This window comes from Arthrobacter sp. GMC3, from assembly GCF_002929305.1.
Classification (GTDB): domain Bacteria; phylum Actinomycetota; class Actinomycetes; order Actinomycetales; family Micrococcaceae; genus Specibacter.
Genome location: NZ_PJIO01000006.1, coordinates 108,276 through 129,163 on the forward strand (window position 1 = coordinate 108,276; position 20,888 = coordinate 129,163).

Here is a 20,888-nt window from a genome sequence, read left to right on the forward strand (position 1 = left end):
GTGTTGTAGGAAAAAAGGAAAAATTAGTGTGTGAAGGCGCTGCGACCCGTGAGTGCGCGGCCCACGATGAGGGCGTTGATCTCGTGGGTGCCTTCGTAGGAGTAGATAGCCTCGGCGTCGGCGTGGAAACGGCCCACATCACAGGTCAGGGTGATGCCGTTGCCGCCGGCCACTTCCCGGGCCAGGGCAACGGTTTCGCGCATGTGCAAGCTGATCCACATCTTGGCCAGGGCAGAGTCCTCGTCGCGGTAGACGCCTTTGGACTGCTGCTCGGTCAGCCGAATCACCAAGGACAACGACGCCGTGAGGTTGCCCAGCATGCGGGCCAGTTTCTCCTGCACCAGTTGGAACGATCCCAAGGACCGGCCAAACTGATCGCGGCCGCGGACGTAGGCAAGGGCGGCCTCGAATGCTCCGGCCTGGACCCCTGTGGCAATCCAGGCAACATCCGAACGCATGGCCTTAAGCATGGTCGCCACGTCCTTAAAGGAGTTGACGCCATGCAGGCGCATCGCTTCCGGGACGCGTACCTCCCTCAACTCGATGTCGGCGTTTTGCATCATCCGCAGTGAGGTCTTGCCGCCAATCTTGCTCAGCGTGACGCCGGGCGCTTGCCGGTCAACCAGAAAAGCCTTGACCTGGTTGTCGGCAATGTCTCTGGCAAAAACGGCCAGAACATCCGCGCTCTCAGCCCCGCCGATCCATCGCTTGGCACCGTTGAGGATCCACTGATCCCCCACCCTTTCGGCGGTCGTAGCTAGGCCACCGGCTATGTCTGAACCATGATCTGGCTCGGTCAGTGAGAAGACACCCTTGAGGGAGAAATCAACCACCTTGGGCATCCACAGGGCCTGCTGTTCGGCACTGGCCCCGATCCTGATGGCTGTGCGGAACAACCCGGCCTGGGCGGTGTAGAAGGTAGCCAGTGAGGCGTCCGTGCGGGCCAGTTCAAAGATCCGGAACCCGTTGAAGAGTCCTCGTGCCGGTCCCTCGGCGCACAGTTCCGCCGGTTCCATGATGTCCAGCTCGATCAGCGGCTGAGTCAACTGTTCGGGGAACGCACCGCGCTCCCAGTACTCGGCAAGCAACGGCTTCGCTTCGGTGTCCAAAAACGACCTCAGGCGTGAGAGCACACCCCGTTCGGCCGCGGTGAGGAGGGACTCGGCGTCGTAGTAGTCACAGACGCTATAGAGTCGCTCCGATGCAGACGCAGTCACATCAGCCCGCCAATCCAAGCAGGCGAACGGCATTGTCTTTGAGGATCTTCGGGCGGACCTCATCCTTGAGCGGCAGCTCGGCAAAGGCACCCAGCCACTTGGCGGGAGTGATCAGCGGATAGTCGGTGCCGAGCAGGACCTTGTCTTGCAACACGGAGTTGCTGGCCTTGACAAGGGACTCCGGGAAGTACTTCGGGGACCAGCCGGAGAGGTCGATGAACACGTTGGCCTTGTGTGTGGCGATGGAGTTCGCTTCATCCTGCCAGGGCACGGAGGGGTGGGCCATGATGATTTGCAGTTCCGGGAAGTCGGCGGCCACTGCGTCGAGCAGCATCGGATTGGAGTAGCCGAGCTTGATGCCAAAGCCGCCCGGCAGGCCCGCCCCCATGCCGTTCTGTCCCGTGTGGAAGATCGCCGGTAGCCCAAGGTCCTGCAGGGTTTCCCAAAGGGGGTAAAACGCCTCGCTCGAGGGGTCAAAGCCCTGCAGGGACGGGTGGAACTTGAATCCGCGTGCCCCAAGGTCCCCGGCCAGATACTTGGCACGCGTGATAGCTTCGGCTCCGGTGCGCGGATCCACGCTGCCAAAGGGAATCAGCACATCGTTGTTCCGGGCGGCGCCGGCGATCAACTGTTCGATGTTGTTGGGGTCGTGTCCCAATGCCGTGCGTGCGTCCACGGTGAAGACGACGGCTGCCATCTTCAGTTCGCGGTAGAGCTCGGCGACGGCGTCAATGGTCGGGCTGCGATCCTCGGACTTGAAGTACTTTTTGGACGCCTCGGTCAGCGCCTCGGGAAGGGAGTGGTGGCCGTCGTCGTCGATTTCGATGTGCACATGCATGTCGACGGCGACGACAGCGCTTGCCTTGACGCCCAGCTCGTAGGCGGCGGACGGGGTAGGCATGGCTGCTACTCCCCTGCCGTTGCCGGCGCCAGCTCGGCCGGCAGCGCGGGGAACTCTTCACCCACGGACTGCAACTTGCCTGCGAATGCCTGGTGGAATCCTTCGCTCAGATCGGCGTACTTCCAGCCGCCCTCTCGGTATTCGGTGGCCGCGGCGTCGGGGTGCGTCCACAGCTGCAGGCGATCTCCACCCGCGCCGATGGCCTGGCCGTTGATGTCTGCTGCCTCATCGGAGGCGAGGTAGGCAATGAGGGGGGCAACGTCGTCGGCCGTGCCAAAGCCCAAGTCGTGGCGGAAGAAGGAGGGCATGGCCTCGCCGCGCTCCTCTGCCTCGACGGCCTTGGCGAAATAGGGGACGGTTTTGGTCATGGCCGTGGCGGCGACCGGGATGACGGCGTTGACGGTGACCCCTGCGCGCTTCATTTCCAGTGCCCAGGTGCGCACCATCCCCACGATGCCTGCCTTCGCGGCGGCGTAGTTAGTCTGGCCGAAATTGCCTCGCTGGCCGGTGGGTGAGCCAATGGCGATAATGCGTCCGGCGACGCCGTGCTCCTTGAAGTAGCCAAAGGCCTCCCGCACACAGGTGAAAGTTCCTCGCAGGTGGACATTGATGACCGCATCAAAGTCGTCGTCGGTCATCTTCAGCAGGCTCTTATCGCGCAGGATTCCGGCGTTGGTCACCAGGATGTCCAGTCCACCAAAATTCTCCACCGCGCCGGCCACCAAGGCGCGGGCCGCCTCGGAGGAACCGACTGGGGCAACCACAGCGGCCGCCTTGCCACCCTCGGCCTGGATCTGGGCAACCGCAACATTGGCTGCGGCTTCGTTGACGTCATTGATGATGACGGCGGCACCCTGGCGGGCGAGCTCCTTGGCGTAGGCCAGGCCCAGTCCAGCTCCGCTGCCCGTGACGATTGCGACTTTTCCCTGCAAACCCATGATGCTCCCTTGTGACTTGTAGTGTGATTGATTCCATAAAAGTCTAATTAGTTGAAAATGTCAATGATATTTTTCTACATTGAATATGTTGACTTGGATCAACCGATGTCGGATACGATGATTGTGATATTCAACGACATTTGTAGCCCCCTGCCTACGACGGCGGGCACCAGAACTTTGACCAAGGAAGGCAACCGTGACGAACGAGCAAACGTTGGTTCCCGTTCTTGCCGTGGATGATGATTCGTCGGACTTGGCGGAACTTCCGATCGGCAATGATCTGGGCTTCTTGCTGGCCAAACTTCACGCCACAGGGTCTCAACTGACCAATGTGACGCTGGCGGAGTTTGGGCTCAAGGAGAGATCATTCTCCGTGCTGGCCCTAGCCTGCTGGGATCGCCACCCGACGCAGCGGGAAATGGCGGCCCTACTAACTCTTGACCCCAGTCAGATCGTGGCACTAATCGATGAGCTCGAATCAGCTCAACTCGTGGAGCGGAAACCAGGAATCATGGATCGGCGGCAAAGGATTCTCCTGGCAACAGCCAAGGGGCGCCGGGTCTACTCGGACGCGCGGGCTGCCGTCGGCGAAACGGAACGCGCGCAGCTGGGTGCACTCACCCCGGAGGAAGCAGAAACGGTCAAGTCACTTCTCCGCAAGGTCCTGCTGCACACGTAGGAAAATAGGGTTCGTGACTGTCGGGCGCTCATCATCAAGCCTGCAGCCCACTCAAACGCCTCCGAAGAAAGGTGCGTTCGGTGTGGTTGTCTGTGAGGATGAGCGCCTCCTCGAAAGCAAGCCGGGCCTCGTCGAGGCGGCCCAGGTGGGCCAGAAAATCGGCACGAGCTGCGGCAAGATACGGGTAGCGGGCCAGTTGTGGCTCGGCGCCAAGGGCGTCCAATTCAGCCAGACCCTCCACGTAGCCAACGGCAAACCCGAGGGCGATGGCCCAGTTGAGTTTCACGATGGGAGAGGGCCACTTCTCAAGGAGTAACTCGTAGAGGCCAAGTATTTCCTGCCAGTCGGTGTCGGACCACTGCTGGCTCTCGTCATGGACGGCCGCGATTGCCGCCATGATGGCGAAACGCCCAGGCGGCCGCAGTTGCAGAGCCTCCCCCACCAGTTCAACCCCTTCCTCGATAGCCGGCCGGTCCCATTTCGTCCTGTCCTGATCCTGCATCAGCACCAGGTCATGGCCCTCATCAACCCGTGCGTCACTCCGGGCATCGGTGAGCAGCACGAGTGCCAGCAGCCCGGCCACGTCGCGGTTCCCAGGCAGCAGGACGCGGAGCATTCTCGCCAACTCATGGCCGCGTTCGGCCAGATCCCGGCGCATCAGGTTTGCCCCCGAGGGGGCCGTGTGACCGGTCGTGTACACCAGGAAGATCACCGTCAGAACACCGTCGACACGTTCGCGCAGTTCGACTGCACCCGGCACGCGGTAGGGGATGTGCGCGGACGCGATCTTCTTCTTCGCCCGGGTAATCCGGGCCGCCATCGTGGCTTCCTGGACCACAAAGGCACGCGCAACATCGGCCGTCGACAGCCCGCACACCAGGCGCAAGGTCAAGGCAACTTGGGCATCTAAGGCAAGTGCCGGGTGGCAACACGTGAAAATCAACCGCAACCGGTCATCGGGAATTTCCTGCGCATCGTGGGCCGGCTCGTGGTCCGACTCCTGTAAATCAAGGAGCTTGGGCAGCGCACGCTGGGCCGTCGCCGCACGTCGGCGAATGTCCACCGCGCGTCGGCGCGCGGTCACGGTGAGCCATGCCGCAGGATTCGCCGGGATGCCCCGACTGCCCCATGTAGCCAGTGCGCTGGCGTAAGCATCCTGAACGGCTTCTTCGGCAGTGTCGATATCGCCGGCAACTCGCACGGTTGCCGCCAGCACGAAGGCCCACTCATGACGGTGCGCGTTCGCAACCGCAGCAGCGACCTCCGAGCTGGCGACCGGTGGCACTAACTGGCCACCCTCACGGGCCGAACCTCGACGCCGATGCCGGCTGGAATCTCTTTGGCAATCTCCAGCGCCTCATCGAGGTCGGCGGCTTCGATCAGGTAGTAGCCTCCCAGGGTCTCCTTCGACTCGGCGAAGGGACCGTCCGTCACCGAGAACCCACCGGACCCATCGCGCCGGACGGTGGTTGCCGTCTCCGGAGGCTCCAATGCTGCCCCGTTGAGCAGATGCGCTCCACGACGTTGCATGAACGCCACGTAGTCGGCACTGACACTCTCTCCCGCGTCTTCTATTGACACCACTTCGTCCTGGAAGATCATGATCAAATACTTGGACATCTGGTACTCCCTTGGTGGGAACGTTGGCTTGGGTTTTGAATGCAATTTTCAGTGGGCCGGCGCATTGGCATAGGAGGCGACGAGCCAACGCCCATCCTGCCGCACCAGCACCCAGGTGGCAATGACTTCTCGCTCGCTTGGCAGCTGGGTTTCGCCAGCCATGAGAATGCCGGCCTTGCTGACGACGATCGCTATCTGAGGCCCGAGGAATCTCAGACTCAAGGGCTCATCTACAGCGCGGGAACCCTTTAGTGGCCCGTGGAAGCCTGCGTCCATTGATACCCGGATTTCCTCCCTGTCGCGGTGGAAGGCGCCCGGCATGACCACCGTGGCGTCCTCTCTATACGGTGCCACGAAAGCATCGGCGTCGTTCTGCGCCCATGCTGCATAGATCGTCTCGAAGAGGCTGCGAATCTCCCCCTCGTCGGAGGAGCGGTCAGTGGTGGGCTGGTTTTCCGTCATTACTTGTTCCTTTCATCGCTGTCGCTAGGCCCTTCCTTCCGGGCCCATACCAATACGACGCGCAGCAACAGCGCAGATCGACAACTTCCACCAACGCATTCGAGAAATGTTCGACGTCGGCCTCTGACCACCAGATTGCCTCGGGCCCGCCGCAGCGAAGTGCCGAATCCATGTAATTGTCGCCCCTGAGGCGAGAATCACTGGACGTCATGAGCGATCGTTGCGCGGAGGCTGGGAAGATTGAAGGGCAGCTTTAGACGATGGAGACCCCCTTGAATTCCCTGATCCAAAAATTTCTTGCCCTGTTTTCCTCCGCCCAACATGCGGATCCCGGGACATCCGACGCCCCTCTCGCCCTGGGCGGAATGCCACTGGCCAGCGCCGCCTACCTACGCGAGTTTGCCCAACGACTTGGCCTCGAAGTGGACGACCTCTCGCCCGCCGAGCAGGCCGAATTGAAGGCTCGTTTGGATCAGTCCATGGACTTCCGGGAGGAAAACTACGGCTTCCTCTACCATGAGGTCTACCAGCTCGGACATGGACACTCCCTCGCTGACGCCAACCGGGTAAGTGCACTGATCACCGGTATCAGCGAAGAGCCGGTGGCGCGCGCCTATTTGGATTACCGCGAGAATGCTGTGGCGGCCGAAGCGCTGATGGCCGCTGGCGCCCTCTTAGAACAAGAAGGTGACATTTCTGCGGCCAGACGCCTGTTCGATTTGGCTGAAAACCGACGCCATCGCAGCTCAGTTTTGGAGTTCAATGTGGCGAACGCACCGGACACGGATTCCCTCCCCTATGAGGAATTGGTCGCCGAAACGGATCAGTCCGCAGTAGCCGACGACGACTCTGGCACTGAGGCCGAAACTGACGAGCGTGTTCCCGAGGCTGAGCCTGCCGTCTAGAAGTCGTAGTCGATCCGCCAGTCTGCCACTTGGCCGGGAGCGGTGGTGCGCTCGACCATCGGCTCCCACGAGAATGTGTGCCGATTTCCCCAGATCGGAAAGTAGGTGGGGGCGTAGGAGCAGCTGGCGCTCACTAGGCCGAGCGCCGGATGCCGCTGGAAGATCACCAGCTCACGGTTCCCCCTCACGTTGAGGGCCTGGTAGTAGTCCCCGGTCCATGGCCAACCTTTGCGATGAATGAATCCGTTCGAGGAAAGTCCATACGCCTCGTTGTCAGGCAAGTCCACCGCCGGGTTGACCTTGATTAGTTCGTCGGAGCCTTCGGGTAGCTGTGGAAAGAACGGGTGGGGAAACCACACGATCGGGAATCGATCGGCGCCGACGTTGCGCACCTCCGTCTTCGAGCGGACCGTGCGCCCCTCAAGGGTGACCGTTCGCTCGATCTCCGCAACCCATCCCTGGAACGCCTGTCGGGTGGTGAAGGTGATGGATAGAGTCGTGGCGTCAATGTCCCACAGGCACGGTTCACGGACAGTATCTTCGAGGAGGTCGCAAACGCCAACGCCGAGCACCAGGGCGAGCCCGGCCTGGGTGCCTCGCAAGGGTGCGAGGTTGAACGAGTCGGGGATGCCCTGCCCATCGAAAACATTGTAGGAATCGGGAAACGTTGGACCGGAAAGCAAGGGGCCGAGCACCTTGTCGGTGACCTGAAAAATGTAGCCGCCGGAGCAATACCGTGTCCCAAGATAGTCTTGATCGCTTCGAGGGTCGATGATTTCGACAAGCCGTTGGTCGTTCTCGATCGTCAGCATTGCCGGAACCTCTAATTCGTAGTGGGATTGAGCGGGTTGAGCATGGACAGCATATAAGGCAGTCGGTCGCGAGTCGGCGTTCTCAGCATTCTCCAAGGTTTTTGCCCAATAGATAAAGTTGATTCGTAGTCTGGGAAGAGAATGGCCATCACTCTTTCCACTGGTCGGGTAAGCGGAGAGGACCCCTTGAAAAAGGCAACAACGATCGTGAACGCAAAGGTGTTCGACGGAACGACGCTGCGGGAATGGACTTCAGTCCGGTTCGTGGACGGGCTGATCACCGAGTGTACGGTTACCTCCGCCGCCCAAGAAGGCGACGACGTGATCGACGCTGCCGGGGGGACAGTATTCCCCGGCCTCATCGACGCTCACGTGCACATCGTTCCCGGCGCCCTCGAACAATCGTTGACCTTCGGCGTCACCACCGTCCTGGACATGTTCAATAAACCCGATCTGGTGGCCAGGTCAAAGGCGCAGGCCGGCTATCGCCAGGATGTGGCCGATGTCCTCTCCTCGGGTATCGGTGCCACCGCACCCGGTGGACACCCCTCGGTCATGTACGCACCATTCCCGACACTGACCGATGCCGAGCAGGCCGAACCGTTCGTCGAGGAGCGGATCTCGGAAGGTTCGGACTATCTGAAGATCTTCTCCGGCACCGGGGGCCTGTGGCCGTCGCTGAGTTCCGAAACCATCAGGGCCCTTGTCATCGCCGCGCATGCCAGAGGATTGATCGTCGTCGCTCATGTGAGCTCGACTGCCGGTGTTGAGGAGGTGGTGTCTGCCGGTGTCGATGTCCTGGCCCATGTCCCCGCCGACGCCGAGTTGTCCCAGAACCTTGTCGACCGGATGGCTAGGGCTGGCATCGCCGTCGGCCCTACACTGGCCACCATCGAAAACACCCTCGGTGAAATGGGTGGCGCGGCAGTGGCCGGGGATCCCCGGCTCGCAGACGTGCTCGGGGAGGCTTGGGTACGTCGGCTAGCCTCGGATACCACCGTACTGACTGGCCGTGTAATGCCACCGTACTCACGGGCCGAGGAGAATGTGTGCCGACTGGCTGATGCGGGGGTCACTGTTCTGGCCGGCACCGATGCCCCAAACCCCGGGACCGTGTTCGGAGCAAGCCTGCACAGGGAGCTGGAACTTCTGGTCCGGTGCGGCCTGAGTCCGGCGCAGGCCCTGGCCGCTGCCACCTCCGGCCCGGCACGAGTGTTCGGTCTCAACGATCGAGGACGCGTGGGATCCGGGCTGCGCGCTGACCTGGTTCTCGTCACCGGTGACCCGCTAGTGGACATCACCGCAACCCGCGCCATCGATCGAATTTGGCGGGCTGGAATAGCCTGCGATCGACGCGCGTCCGTAGCCAGTGCCGCCGAAACGCAGCAGCTCGAGGCGTTCGACGCCCAGATCGCCAAGGTGGTGGCGGCCGTGCGTGAACGCAGGTCAGGCTTCTCCCGGAGAAATGCCTCTGCTACGTGAGGATTGGCGTCCATGAAGATTCAAGTCGAAGGCAACCCATGGGGCAACTCCTTGCTCCCCTGCCGCATCTCGTGGAACTAGATTGGGCGCTTTCGTACCATCACCGAGACTTGGCACCTGATGTAGAAAACCGTACCAACCCGGCGCCACGGGGCACCTTTTCCATTGCCAGCACGTGCCAAAATCGCTTAAAACGTCACCGGGGAGTGTCCTGTCCATTCGGATAATACCAAAATGTTTACGTTGACATTTCTAATCTCCACTTCCTAGCATGAGGTCGTCAGGTGCCATCGGTCATCCGTTGTGTGGCCGAGTACGGCACACCTTTAAACGAAGAGGGCTCAAACATGCAAGGTCACATCACTCGCGCCGCAGTGGGGCTCAGCGCCATCGCCCTGGCGGCAATTTCGTTGGTCAGTCCGGCGAACGCGTCACCCGCCGACGATCCTATTCCCGAGCTAACCGGGGCCCAGCTCGCCGCCTCATGGGCGGCACCACTGAGCACCAGCGGTCGGTACATCGTCGACGCCAACGGATCAAGGTTCAAGCTAAAATCCGCCAACTGGGACGGCGCACAGGGGCACTGGAACGGATCGGGACAGGCTGCGGATCCGGCGAACAGCAACAGCGGCATGAGCTACGACATCCCCATGGGGTTGGACCGCGTGGCCCTCCCGACGCTGATGAGCGACTTCCACAAGCTGGGCATCAACAGCATCCGGCTCCCCTTCTCCAACGAGATGCTCGGGATGACCACATCGGTGCCGGACGTCGCAGTGACGGCAAACCCATCGCTGAAGGGGAAAACCCCCCTGCAGGTGTTCGACGCCGTCGTCGATGCCCTCACAGGCGATGGCTTCGCGGTCATATTGAACAACCACACCACCACCTCCCGCTGGTGCTGTGGCGCCGATGACGGAAACTCCAAGTGGTACAGCAGTCAGACCACGGACAAGTGGATCAGCGACTGGGTCATGCTGGCGACTCGCTACCAGAACAACCCCCGCGTGGTGGGCATGGACCTGCGTAACGAGGTCCGGCGCGACATTTGGGACGACCCCAACTGGGGACTCGGCGACGGCAACGACCTGTACAAGGCGTATCAGCTGGCCGGGATTGCCATCCAGAAGGCCAATCCAAACGTGCTGGTGGTGATGGAAGGGATCAACTGGCAGGGCATCCCCACCGATGCCACGTTCCATGACAGGCCGCAACTTAAACCTGTCGCCAACATTTCCAACACCATCCTCTACCCCAACAAGGTGGTGTACTCGGCGCACGTCTACGGCTTCACCGGGCCTCGGCACACTGGGGCCACCGGGCTGGGCGAGACCACTGATCCGCGCTACCGCGATCTAAGCGCAGCGGAACTTGCCGCCGAAGTCCAGAAAGAGGCTTTGTTCCTGTACAAGCCCGGACAGCACTACACCGCACCGGTCTGGGTCAGTGAGTTTGGCACCACCGGCACGGGCCAGACGGATGCCAAGGAAATTGCCTGGTGGACGAACTTCACTGACATCCTTGCCGCAAACGACACCGACTTCGCGGCTTGGCCGCTGGTGACACAGGCAAGCGACTCCGGCGTTTTCTCCGACAAGTTTGCCCTCCTTGCCTACAAGGCGGACGGCACGAAGCTAAGCATTGCCGATGACTGGCGTTACCCAGGGTGGCGGAAGATCGTGAACACCTCTGTAGCAACGGGTCCAGTGACAGCCTCTGCCCGCTGGAACATGCTCGGCAGTGACAGCCAATCCCCCGACACGAATGCCTCCGCACTCATGCAGGCCCGGCCGGACTGGGACGCCGGGCAATGGAAAGGTTTTTGCCCCGACAGCGAAAGGCTAGCCGGGGTTGCGCGCGGCCAGAACCGGGCCCTGTGCACCAATAATCTACAGCCAGCGCTCACCACAGTGCGCAACGTGGTCGGAAATGAGGCGAACGTGCAAAACGATTGGGCCTCCGGCTATAACAAACTTCAGTGCGCGGCGGGCCAAATGGCTGTCGGCTACAGCCTGACCATCGGCACCGTGAACAAGTACTCAACGTCGAAGCTACTGTGCGCGCCGACCTCAACAACGCTCCCGGCGAGCCAGGGCCGTGTGGTCTGGTTCGATGCCGGCGATAACAGGCCTGCGGGCGGGGGTTCGACGTCGAGCGACTGGGCGCCAGGAAAGTTCAAGGGCCAGTGCGCCGACAACGAATACCTCGCCGGTGTCGCCTTCACATGGAAATGGAACCACGGGGGCGTGCCGGACGCGCTGCTGTGCAAGCCACTCACCTAAGTTGACCGCGTGAGGGTCGGGGACAAATAGCGTCCCCGACCCTCAAGCTGACTAAATCAGCATCGAATTGAGCGCATCATGCCCTGCTCTTCTAGGCGCTGGGCAGTCCGTTGGCCTTCGCAACGTTTCCCAGCCAGCCGAGGCTGGGCTTGGGAGTCCGCACGAACGTCTCACGGTCCACGGCGATGAGCCCGAAGGTCGGGCGGAATCCGCTGGCCCACTCGTAGTTATCCAAGGCACTCCAGTGTTGGTAGCCCAGCACCTGAACACCGTCAGCCATTGCTGCATGCAGGCCGCGCAGTGCCCCTTCCGTGTAGGCGATACGGCGAGTGTCGTCTGCGGTCGCGATGCCGTTCTCCGTGACAATCACCGGGACTCCCCCGCTCAGATCCCATGCACTGCGCACACCGAGCTCGAGGGCCTGCGGAAAGAACTCCCAGCCGGTGAGCGTGGTTTCCACGTCGTCAGCTACGGGCAGCGGGCCGTCTGGCCCAATGAAGGTTCGCGTGTAGGCCTGCACGCCAACGAAGTCGTCACCGGCTGAGTGCTCAAGGTACCAGTCGTCGCGCGGGTAACCATACTCGTGGAGCTTCTCGTCCGCACCCGGCTCGCCAGTGGAGTGGAAGGCCTGCGTCGCAACGGTCCATCCCGTTTTAAGGCCCGAAACGCTCGAGAGAACCTCACGGGAGCGCTTGTGCGACTCAAGCAGAGCGTCCGCAACACCCAGATCGGGGTTCGGCAGTCCAAAAGCAACGAGATTCGCGGCATCCTCTCCCCCGGCCAGCATCGCCGCGATATTTGGCTCATTGATGGTGCAGACGTGGTCGACGCCGTCAGAAACGATCGGAAGAATCGATTCCGTGTACCGGGCGAACAGATCGGCGGCATCGTCGGCGCGCCAAAATCCGTCGTCGTGCATCCACTGCGGCACCGTGAAGTGCATCAGCGTCACAGTCGGGTTGAGCCCAAACTCGTGGGCCGCATCCACCATCCGGCGATAGTGGTCGATCTCTGCCCGCGATACATATCCCCGCTCCGGCTCAATGCGTGCCCACTCAATGCTGAAGCGGTAGGAGTTGAGCCCGGCGTCGGCCAGCAGCCTCATGTCCTCCCGGTAGCGGTGGTAGCTGTCCATCGCGTCGCCGCTTGGTTCCACGATGTTCGATCCTGCGGCGTGTTCCATCTTCCACCAGTTGCTGTTGACATTGTTGCCCTCGATCTGGTGGGCAGCCGTTGCGGCGCCCCATAGAAAGCCATCGGGAAAGGTGAGCATGGTACTCCTGAAATTGCGGTGTGGATTGTTGCTATGAATTGCTGTTGAATGAGTCATTTTTCGCCCAGAACTTGTCAAGCACGACGGCGGTTGCCCCGGGTGCTTCCAGCTGCGGCGAGTGTGCCGCGGCGGGTATCACCGCGTAGTCCGCGCCGATGCGCCCGGCCATGGCGCGCTGCCACTCGATGGGCCACGCTTCGTCGTGCTCGCCGTGCGCAATAAGGACGGGAAGCTCTGTCGCGGCAATCTCGGCGCCCCTGTCGGCATGGGTGCGCAGTATCTGCGCGGCCGCCAGCAAACTGTCGCTCGACGTACGGGCCGCGCGCAGTCGCAGGAAGGCTTCCTCCGGCGTCAACAAATCGTCGGCCAGCCCGAGCGTATGCGGGTTGTCGCGGCTCCATAGCCCGATGCTGCCACCGGCAGCAACGGCCCGGCTCGTGTCCTCGTGCCGGCCTGGCCAACCATGCGGCCCAGAGCAAAGAACGGTCAGGCTCAGAAACGCCTCGGGGCAGGCGATCGCAGCTTCCGGTGCGACGATGCCGCCGAAGCTGTGGCCGAGCAGATGTACGGGATCTCCCTTGCCGACGATCTCGGCCACTTCGAGTGCATCGGAGGCGAGGAGTCCGAGGGCATAGTTCTCGATCCCAGCAGGTCCAACGGAATCGCCCTGGCCACGCTGGCTGTAGGCCCAGACGTCCCAGCCCCGGGCAGAGATGAGGGGTAGGAAGTTGCGAAAGTCTTCCTTTGACCCGGTAAATCCGGGAACAAGGAGGACAGTTCCGCGCGACTCCCCTACCGGTTCGGCATGGTAGGCAGTGAGTTGGCCGATCCTGGCCGGGATACCAACTACGGCGACGCCGTCGGGCACGGCGGGTGCCCCGAAGGCGGCTATCTGCGTGAGCCTCATACGGCAGCGCCCCAGGCCCGGGCCGGATTGGGCACGGCATCTAGCAAGCGGATCGTATAATCATCTTCCGGATGCTGCAGCACCTGGGCGGTGTTGCCGCGCTCAACCACCCTGCCGCCGTTGAGTACCATGATGTTCTCGGTGACCAGCCGGGCGCTGAGCAGGTCGTGAGTGATGTACAGCATGCTCACGCCCCATTGTTCGCGCAGCTCTTCCAACAGCGCCAAAACACCGGCCCGAAGCGACACGTCGAGCATCGATACCGGCTCGTCTGCAATCAGAACCTGCGGGTTACTGGCAAGCGCACGGGCGATCACCACTCGTTGGCGCTGCCCACCGGAAAGCTGGTGGGGAAGCTTGGCGGCAAATTGCTCCACGGGCGCCAATCCCACAGTCTCAAGCAACTCCAGTACCCGTCTTCTGGCCTGCGGTCCGCGAAGGCCGCCAAAGTTCACCACCGGACGAGTCAGTGTGTATTCCACCGTGTGCAGCGGGTTGAGGGCGGAGTATGGGTCCTGGAAGATCATCTGGACGTTTCTGTGCAGCTCGCGAATCTGACCCCGGCCAAGTCGCGCAACATCGAGCGAGCCAAATTTGACCGTGCCCGACGTCGGCTTTTCAATGCCGGTGATCAGCTTGGCGATGGTCGATTTGCCGCTTCCGGATGCGCCAACAAGGGCGAGAGACTCACCCGGCTCAAGCGTGAACGAGACATCATCGACGGCTGTGATGGCTGATTCGCCCCTTCGTGGCGGCGGGTAGACCATCGATACCTGGTCGACGACGATCGCGGAGTCAGCCGAACGGCCCTCCCGGGATGCGGTGGTTCCCGCGGCGGTGGTGCCGGAGGCTTTGCCCGCGCCTGCCCCGTCGCGACTGGCCCGTTCCGTGAAGCCCGGAAGCTCAACAACCTCCGCGCGCGGGTCGGCGTAGTGGCTCAGCAGCATCCGCGTGTACTCATCCTGCGGGTTTTGTAGAATTTCGGCACTGGAGGCATCTTCGACGATGCGGCCCTCATGCATGACCAGCACCCGCTGCGTTGACTCAAGCACCACGCCGAGGTCGTGGCTGATGAGAACGGCGGTGAAGCCTTCGGACTTCTGCAATGACTTGATAGTTGTCATGATGGCCTGCTGCACCAACACGTCCAGTGCGGTGGTCGGTTCATCAAAGACCATCAGCTGCGGTTCGAGCGATAGCGCCAGGGCTATCGACACCCGCTGGCGCATTCCACCCGAGAGCTCGCCTGGGAACCGCGCGAGGGCTTCCTTCGAGAGCCCCACTTTCTCGATGAGCTCGATCTGGCGGGCGTCCCATCTGGATTTTTCAACATGCCCATGTGCTCGGAAGATGTCGATGAAATGATTGCGGATGGTGCGCACCGGGTTGAGCGCGTTCATGCCGGACTGCAACACCATCGCAAAGCCACCCTGGCGCTGTTGACGCAACGATTCGACGTCGAGCTCGCGAATGTCCTTCCCCCGAAAGAGAATCTGTCCCCCGTTGGTGCGGGCGGGTGGCTTTTGCAATCGGGTGATGGCAAACCCGAGCGTCGATTTGCCGGAGCCAGACTCGCCGACCAGGCCGACGAACTCCCCGGCCTCGAGCACAAACGACACGTGATCGACAGCCTGCAAAGCTGTGAACCCGTTTGATTCGTAGACGACCGAGAGATCCTTGACCTCAAGAATGTGGTTCATCGTGACTTCCCTTCGCGGAGGCGTGGATTGCTGATCGCATCGACACCGAAGTTGATGAGCGTCAGGCTCAGAGCGAGCAGCGCGATGCAAAGTCCGGGAGCGAAAAGCAGGATCCACTGCCCGGTTAGGAGGGCGTTGGAGTTTTGTGCCCAGTAGAGAATGGTGCCCCAGCTGACAATGCTTGAGTCGCCGAGGCCCAGGAACTCGAGCCCGGCCTCCGCAAGGATTGCACTGGTTGCGGCGCCGAAGAAGCCGCCGGCGATGATTGAGGTCATGTTGGGCAGGATCTCCTTGAACACGATGCGCCATGCCGGCTCCCCTGAGAAGCGGGCCGCTGTGACGAAGTCTCGGGAGCGCAGCGTTTGTGTTTGTGCCCGCAGGACACGCGCCCCCCACGCCCACCCGGTGATGACGATGACGGCCACGATCATGACGAGGCCACCGTTTTGCAAGTAGGCGGCGATTACGATCATGAGCGGCAGGCCGGGGATGACGAGGAACAAGTTGACGATGAAGTTGATGACGTCGGCACCGAACCCACGGATGTATCCCCAGCTCAGGCCGATGACAATGGCAACGATCGTGGAGAGTAGCCCGGCGATGAATCCGACGGAGACGCTGATCTGCGATCCGTAGATCAGTTGGCTGAGCACGTCTTCGCCCGCCGCCGTGGTACCAAACCAATGCGCCGCACTCGCGTCAGCGTTTCGTTCGAAACCGTCTTGTGAGGCGCCGTACGGTGCTAGGAGCGGCGCGAAGATTGCAACGAAGATGAAGCAGGCGAGAATGATGAGCCCTAGGCGCGACTTCCAGTTGGCCCACAGGGTTGCGGCCAATCGGGTGATGAAGGCGAGTCTGCGCGGTGGCCTCATCGCTTTTTCCGTGGATTTCGTGACGTTCTGTGTGGTGGTCATCGTCGTGTCCTTGGGTCGAGTACCCCGTACATGATGTCAACGAGGAAGTTTGCGATGAGCACGCTGACGGTGATCATCAGAAACAGGGCCTGCATCAGCGGGTAGTCCTGGCCGATAACGGCGTTGAAGAGCAGATATCCGATTCCCGGGTAGCCGAAGACCTGCTCGACGAGTACCGAGCCACCGACCACACCGCCCAGGGCCAGTCCGAAGCCGGTCAGATTTGGCAGGATCGCGTTGCGTGCCGCATAGCGGATGGCAACTGTGCGGCCCTTGAGGCCATTGGCTTCGGCAAATGTCACGTAGTCGTCGCCGAGCGTATTGATCATTGCGTTGCGCATTCCGATGATCCACCCGCCAAGGGAGGTAATGAGAATCGTAAGTGCCGGAAGCGCTGCGTGGTAGAGCACGTCCACAAAGAACTCCCAGGTCATCGCCGGGCTGGCGGTTGGTCCGAAGGCGCCGGATGTGGGGAACAGGTGAAAGACGTAGCCGGCGAAGAACAGCAGCAATAGCGCCGTCCAAAAGTACGGGAACGTGCTGGCAAAGCTGCCGGTCAAGGTGGGAAGGGCGTCCAGCCAGGTATTGCGCTTCCACGCGGTGAGAACACCGATGAGGGTTCCGAGCACGAAGGCGATGATGGTCACGAACCCGACGAGAATGACCGTATAAGGGAAAGCCTGCCAAATCATCTCAGAGACCGACTGCGGATAAAAGGTATAGGAGACACCAAAGTCGAGAGTGATGACCTGGTGGAGGTAACCGAGATACTGCTCGAAGATGTTGCCATCTGGCACACCAAGCTGGGCCTCGATGGCCTTCCGTGTCGCGTCGGTGACCGGCCCGTTCTGAGCGAGCTTGGCAATCGCCGCATCGGTGGGTGATCCGGGCATCATGCGAGGAAGGAGGAAGTTCAAGGTGACAGCCGCCCATAGGGTCAGCAGGAACAGGCCGATCTTGCGAAGTACGAAGGCCATGAACTATTCACCGTCCTTGGTGGCGAGCTTGAGCTTGGTGAAAATGAGTAGCGGGCTCGAGTCGTAGGTTTGCGGTGGGGCGTACGGGTCTTCGGCGGTAGGCCATCCGGTGAACTTGGAGGTGTTGTACAGACCCCATAGCCCGCCGTAGTAGAGGCCAATCACGGGAAGTTGATCGTAGACAATTTGCTGCAGCTGGTGGCTTATTTCCAGCTGTTTTGCCGGGTCGATGGTCGCCTTGTACTCTGCCAGAAGCGCATCGGTCTGTGGGTCGCTATAACGCTCAAAGTTGCTCGGGGCCAGTTCGCCGTTCTTCACGTGGAACTCACTTGAGAGCAGGCTGTTGTAGGCCTGGAAGACGTTTCCACCACCCATGCCTCCCATCGCCACCTCGTAGTCACCGTTCTGAATAGCCTGCTGGTATCCAGCCGGCTGGGGCTGCTTGATCGTCACGTCGATGCCGATCGCGCTGAGCTGCTTACGAACCTCTTGAATGGCGCGCAGCCAGTCGGTATACCCATTGGCTGTGGTCACCGAAAAGGTAAACGGTTTGCCGTTGGCATCCACCAAGGTGCCGTTGACCAGGGTGTAGCCGGCCTTCGCCAGCGAGGCCAGCGCCGCATCAGTGTTTTGTTCGATCACACCGCTGTTGGGAATCTCGGGGTTGAGCTCCGATTTCTGGTTGGGCAACATGAGACCGGTCTGACCGGCTTTGCTCATGTACTCCTCCGTGGCGGCATCAGCAATTTTGTCTTTGTCCAGGGCGAGGGCGATGCCCCGGCGTAGATCGACGTTGTCCCACGGGGCCTTGTCAAGATTGGGTACCAGGCTGATCACTCCACCCGGCGGGAACCAGTTCTTATTATCTGGATTGGCCGCACCCCAGGTGCCTTCGACATTACTCATGAACGAATAGGCCCAATCAAAGCCTTTGGTAACGATGTCCAGCTCGCTCGTGGCCGCTGGAAGCACGAGATGCTGGATCTGGACCTTGTCTGCTTGCCAATAGTTCTGGTTCTTGTCCAACGTGTATTGCTGGGACGAAAAATTGCCAAGCGTAAAGGGCCCTGTCCCCACAGGGTCCTCATCGCGCCACGTGTCAGGGTGCTCCACGTCCTTCCAGATGTGCTCCGGGACGATGAGCGTCAGCGAGATAACGTCGGCAGCAGGCGCGTCATCATCTTTGAGGTGCACGATAACGTGGTCGCCGTCGGTCTCGACACTCTCAATGTGCTGCCAGGCACCCTTGATGTCTAGCGTCGGGTATTTCTTGATGAGGTTAAAGGTAAATGCCACGTCGTCCGGCGTGAACTTCTCGCCATCGCTCCAGGTGACACCCCGGCGAATTGTGTAGTCGATGGTGCGGGCATCAGTGAGGGCCACCTTCTCGGCAAGCCAGGGAGTCTGCGTCCCGTCGAGTACGTTGACAGCAGTAAGCGGCTCGTAGATGTAACTTGCGGCAATGCGCTTATTGAAGAGATACGGATTGAAGATCTTCTCAAACATGGGCGAACCCTTGTCGGCGGCAATGAGCATGGTGTCGTCAGGGATCGAGGGATCTGGCTCGCTCTTGATTTGGATGCTGCACGCGGAGATAAGCAGTACTACAACAGAGATTCCGGCTATCACCGACATGCGTTTAGTTCGCGTTTTCGAGTTCGTCATTGACACTCTTGTTTCCTCATGTCTTCGCTGTCACGAGGCAGTCCGTACGGACTGCGCTGCGCCGGGATGCCCATAGCATCCTCTGGTCTCCCTTGAGTGTATGCGCATACATTGCTATCCCGCAAGGCCCAATCATGAACGATTTGGATGACTATTTGCGCTCTGAACTCTCGCGAAGGAGCACCTTAACGGGCAGTCGCATACTGGCGGGCTCGGCCTCCGGATCGTCGAGTCTGCGTTGCATGAGCTGGATGGCGGCACGGCCAACCATCTCCATCGGTTGATGCACTGTGGTCAGTCGCGGTGATGAAAGGTTGGCGGCCTCGATGCCGTCAAAGCCCGTAACGACCACGTCGTCGGGAACGCGAACTCCGGAGCCGTTGAGGGCATCAAGGACTCCAAGTCCCATCTGGTCATTGGCGCAGATGATTGCCTTGGGCAGGTCACCGGATGCCAACAGATCGGCGCCGGCGCGGCGCCCCGAAGCCCTGGTGAATTCACCGCGGCGCAGCCTTACGTCTCCGGGCTCCATGCCGCGCTCACGCAGAGCCGATACGAAGCCCGCCCAGCGATCAGTGTCGTCGGGCGAATCGAGGGGCCCCGCTACATAGGCGATGTCACCGCTGCCCAAGTCACCGATGACGTGCGCGGCGAGAGCATGCATCCCCTCGCGGTTGCTCACCGTCACACTGTCGAACGGCCCTCCCTCGGCCTTGCTGGCGAGCACGACGATGGGGATGCGTCGGGCGAGTTGCTCAAGCGCGTCGTCGGGAACACTCTGGGAAAGCACCAGCAGGCCATCGACGCGGCCGGCCATGTCACGAACCGCGTCTGCGGCCAATCCGCCCCGACCTACGGCGACCGTGAGAGCAAATCCGCGGCGCCACGCTTCGAGTTCGGCACCGCGCAGGACCTCATCGAAGTAGAGATTGAACTGGTGAGAATCCTGGGCACCACCCACGTCGTCAATGAGTGTGTACCCCGGCGATTCATTGGCCGAGAGGTCGCTGATTTCGTCTAGATCATCCATGGCGTCAAAGCCAGGAAAGTAAAGTCCGAGGGCACCAGTACGCCGTGCCGCGAGGCCTCTGGCCGAGCCGCTTGGTACGTAGCCAAGTTCCCGGACGGAGGCCATGACTCGCTCGCGAGTCGATTCACGAACGTCTGCAGGACGCCTCAACACCCGCGATACCGTCGCTATCGAAACACCGGCGTCGGAAGCAACATCGTAAACGGTAGGAGCCTTGGCCACTGATTGTCCCCTCGCCTGATCATGAGCCCTCATCAGCCCCGTAAGCCACGGGGAAGGAGAGCGGCAGCTTCAATACTAGATGAGCGAGGCCTATCAGGGGTGTGGGCGTCGCCGTCGAACATCTTCCCCCCAAGCACCACCGTCCATGGCACCAGCAGATTTCACCACGAAAACGCATTCACTAGGGGCTGTCCTGGCTTTGTTTGAAAGCCAATGCTGAGCGCATCCCGCTATGGGGTGGATTGTGGGCGGGTGCTGTCCGGCATCGGCGAGCAGTGCTAGGGCTGCCAAGCCGAGGAGTGAAATTTGGGGGCCTGCAGACGCGCCTCCTCGTTGACTTCAATTGCGGCCTGAAGCTCCGCGCCGTGGGCCCGATCGGAGAGGATATCTTTGGCCTGCTCATTGTTAAGGAAGTTTGCTGCAGTGCCTATAAACAACATAGCGGCCATGCAGGCGACCAACGCGAGCTCGGAACCTGAAGCCAAAACTGAGCAGAATATTCGATTCAGCGGCGAAGAAAGCCCCCGTGAGTGCGAAGGACCGTCGCCAATGCGTGGAAGGCCACCGCCATCTGAAACACCTTTCGGATCCCAAAGCGCGCACCAACTTCGGCGCCCAGCAAGATGAATGCCGCCATGGAAAACGTTCCTGCGGTCATAGCAGTACCCACAGACGTCGCTGGCGTGTCTAGGTCACGGATAATCCCTGCCATCCAAACCGTCAACGAATTGACAGCGAACGACGCCTGGATTTTTTCCAGCACCACCACAATCACTAGCAACCAAGAAGTTTTCACCGCGCTAGCCACACCGTTATTTGCGGACAGTAACCCACCGCCGCCGGAACAGTACAAATAAACAAACTGAACATCGTGAACTGATCTCTCGAGCGACTCCCAAGGA

General features: G+C 61.0%; 19 protein-coding genes. 4 read left to right on the plus strand and 15 right to left on the minus strand.

Annotation, left to right across the window (positions count from 1 at the left end; translation table 11 throughout):
* Nucleotides 1–23 precede the first annotated feature (23 nt).
* The 3 genes from CXQ94_RS11695 to CXQ94_RS11705 are packed head-to-tail and all read right to left on the minus strand — an operon-like array spanning nucleotide 24 to nucleotide 3,056.
* The gene (locus CXQ94_RS11695) at nucleotides 24–1,217 is read right to left on the minus strand and encodes an acyl-CoA dehydrogenase family protein (RefSeq protein ID WP_258067043.1); all 1,194 of its coding nucleotides are present in this window, start codon (nucleotides 1,215–1,217) and stop codon (nucleotides 24–26) included.
* A gap of 1 nt (nucleotide 1,218) precedes the next feature.
* Nucleotides 1,219–2,118: an amidohydrolase family protein gene (locus tag CXQ94_RS11700; RefSeq protein WP_104090236.1), complete on the minus strand. Its 900-nt coding sequence runs from the start codon at nucleotides 2,116–2,118 to the stop codon at nucleotides 1,219–1,221.
* A 5-nt stretch (nucleotides 2,119–2,123) separates the two neighbouring features.
* On the minus strand, nucleotides 2,124–3,056 hold the full coding sequence (locus CXQ94_RS11705) for an SDR family NAD(P)-dependent oxidoreductase (protein ID WP_104090238.1): 933 nt from the start codon (nucleotides 3,054–3,056) through the stop codon (nucleotides 2,124–2,126).
* 196 nt (nucleotides 3,057–3,252) lie between these two features.
* Here CXQ94_RS11705 and CXQ94_RS11710 point away from each other — a divergent pair, with 196 nt between their 5' ends.
* Nucleotides 3,253–3,735 carry a MarR family winged helix-turn-helix transcriptional regulator gene (locus CXQ94_RS11710; RefSeq protein ID WP_258067045.1) on the plus strand — a complete coding sequence of 161 codons (483 nt, stop codon included), beginning with the start codon at nucleotides 3,253–3,255 and terminating at the stop codon, nucleotides 3,733–3,735.
* Nucleotides 3,736–3,769: 34 nt separating this feature from the next.
* Here CXQ94_RS11710 and CXQ94_RS11715 read toward each other — a convergent pair whose 3' ends face one another.
* The 3 genes from CXQ94_RS11715 to CXQ94_RS11725 are packed head-to-tail and all read right to left on the minus strand — an operon-like array spanning nucleotide 3,770 to nucleotide 5,817.
* Nucleotides 3,770–5,020 (minus strand): RNA polymerase sigma factor, encoded by a 1,251-nt coding sequence (locus CXQ94_RS11715; protein WP_104090241.1) that lies wholly within the window; start codon nucleotides 5,018–5,020, stop codon nucleotides 3,770–3,772.
* Nucleotides 5,020–5,355, minus strand: coding sequence for a YciI family protein (locus CXQ94_RS11720; protein ID WP_104090244.1), 336 nt, complete (start codon nucleotides 5,353–5,355; stop codon nucleotides 5,020–5,022). Before CXQ94_RS11720 ends, CXQ94_RS11715 begins: the two co-directional genes overlap by 1 nt.
* Nucleotides 5,356–5,403: 48 nt before the next feature.
* Entirely contained in the window at nucleotides 5,404–5,817 is a 414-nt protein-coding gene (locus CXQ94_RS11725; RefSeq protein WP_104090246.1) for an SgcJ/EcaC family oxidoreductase, read from the minus strand.
* A 272-nt stretch (nucleotides 5,818–6,089) separates the two neighbouring features.
* Here CXQ94_RS11725 and CXQ94_RS11730 point away from each other — a divergent pair, with 272 nt between their 5' ends.
* Complete coding sequence (locus CXQ94_RS11730; RefSeq protein WP_146070290.1) at nucleotides 6,090–6,722, plus strand: hypothetical protein; 633 nt, start codon at nucleotides 6,090–6,092, stop codon at nucleotides 6,720–6,722.
* Here the strand turns inward: CXQ94_RS11730 and CXQ94_RS11735 are convergent.
* A complete protein-coding gene (locus CXQ94_RS11735; RefSeq protein WP_104090250.1) occupies nucleotides 6,719–7,534 on the minus strand; it encodes a hypothetical protein in 816 nt (271 codons plus the stop codon). The genes CXQ94_RS11730 and CXQ94_RS11735 overlap by 4 nt on opposite strands.
* A gap of 141 nt (nucleotides 7,535–7,675) precedes the next feature.
* Here CXQ94_RS11735 and CXQ94_RS11740 point away from each other — a divergent pair, with 141 nt between their 5' ends.
* Together CXQ94_RS11740 and CXQ94_RS11745 are read left to right on the plus strand one after the other, a co-directional pair.
* A complete protein-coding gene (locus tag CXQ94_RS11740) occupies nucleotides 7,676–9,016 on the plus strand; it encodes an amidohydrolase family protein (RefSeq protein WP_104090252.1) in 1,341 nt (446 codons plus the stop codon).
* A gap of 347 nt (nucleotides 9,017–9,363) precedes the next feature.
* On the plus strand, nucleotides 9,364–11,298 hold the full coding sequence (locus CXQ94_RS11745) for a glycoside hydrolase family 5 protein (RefSeq protein WP_104090602.1): 1,935 nt from the start codon (nucleotides 9,364–9,366) through the stop codon (nucleotides 11,296–11,298).
* Between the two features lie 91 nt (nucleotides 11,299–11,389).
* Here the strand turns inward: CXQ94_RS11745 and CXQ94_RS11750 are convergent, their stop codons facing one another.
* From CXQ94_RS11750 to CXQ94_RS11785, 8 genes are all read right to left on the minus strand, one after another.
* Entirely contained in the window at nucleotides 11,390–12,571 is a 1,182-nt protein-coding gene (locus tag CXQ94_RS11750; RefSeq protein ID WP_104090254.1) for a glycoside hydrolase family 1 protein, read from the minus strand.
* A 31-nt stretch (nucleotides 12,572–12,602) separates the two neighbouring features.
* Nucleotides 12,603–13,478: an alpha/beta fold hydrolase gene (locus CXQ94_RS11755; RefSeq protein ID WP_104090256.1), complete on the minus strand. Its 876-nt coding sequence runs from the start codon at nucleotides 13,476–13,478 to the stop codon at nucleotides 12,603–12,605.
* The gene (locus CXQ94_RS11760) at nucleotides 13,475–15,178 is read right to left on the minus strand and encodes an ABC transporter ATP-binding protein (RefSeq protein WP_104090259.1); all 1,704 of its coding nucleotides are present in this window, start codon (nucleotides 15,176–15,178) and stop codon (nucleotides 13,475–13,477) included. The genes CXQ94_RS11755 and CXQ94_RS11760 overlap by 4 nt, the downstream gene beginning before the upstream one ends.
* Nucleotides 15,175–16,092 carry an ABC transporter permease gene (locus CXQ94_RS11765; protein ID WP_104090262.1) on the minus strand — a complete coding sequence of 306 codons (918 nt, stop codon included), beginning with the start codon at nucleotides 16,090–16,092 and terminating at the stop codon, nucleotides 15,175–15,177. The genes CXQ94_RS11760 and CXQ94_RS11765 overlap by 4 nt, the downstream gene beginning before the upstream one ends.
* A complete protein-coding gene (locus CXQ94_RS11770) occupies nucleotides 16,089–17,069 on the minus strand; it encodes an ABC transporter permease (protein ID WP_104090265.1) in 981 nt (326 codons plus the stop codon). Before CXQ94_RS11770 ends, CXQ94_RS11765 begins: the two co-directional genes overlap by 4 nt.
* Nucleotides 17,070–17,072: 3 nt before the next feature.
* A complete protein-coding gene (locus tag CXQ94_RS11775; RefSeq protein WP_104090267.1) occupies nucleotides 17,073–18,734 on the minus strand; it encodes an ABC transporter substrate-binding protein in 1,662 nt (553 codons plus the stop codon).
* 151 nt (nucleotides 18,735–18,885) lie between these two features.
* Nucleotides 18,886–19,986: a LacI family DNA-binding transcriptional regulator gene (locus CXQ94_RS11780; protein WP_104090270.1), complete on the minus strand. Its 1,101-nt coding sequence runs from the start codon at nucleotides 19,984–19,986 to the stop codon at nucleotides 18,886–18,888.
* 505 nt (nucleotides 19,987–20,491) lie between these two features.
* Nucleotides 20,492–20,782, minus strand: a complete 291-nt coding sequence (locus CXQ94_RS11785; protein WP_146070291.1) for an MFS transporter — start codon at nucleotides 20,780–20,782, stop codon at nucleotides 20,492–20,494.
* Nucleotides 20,783–20,888: the final 106 nt, after the last annotated feature.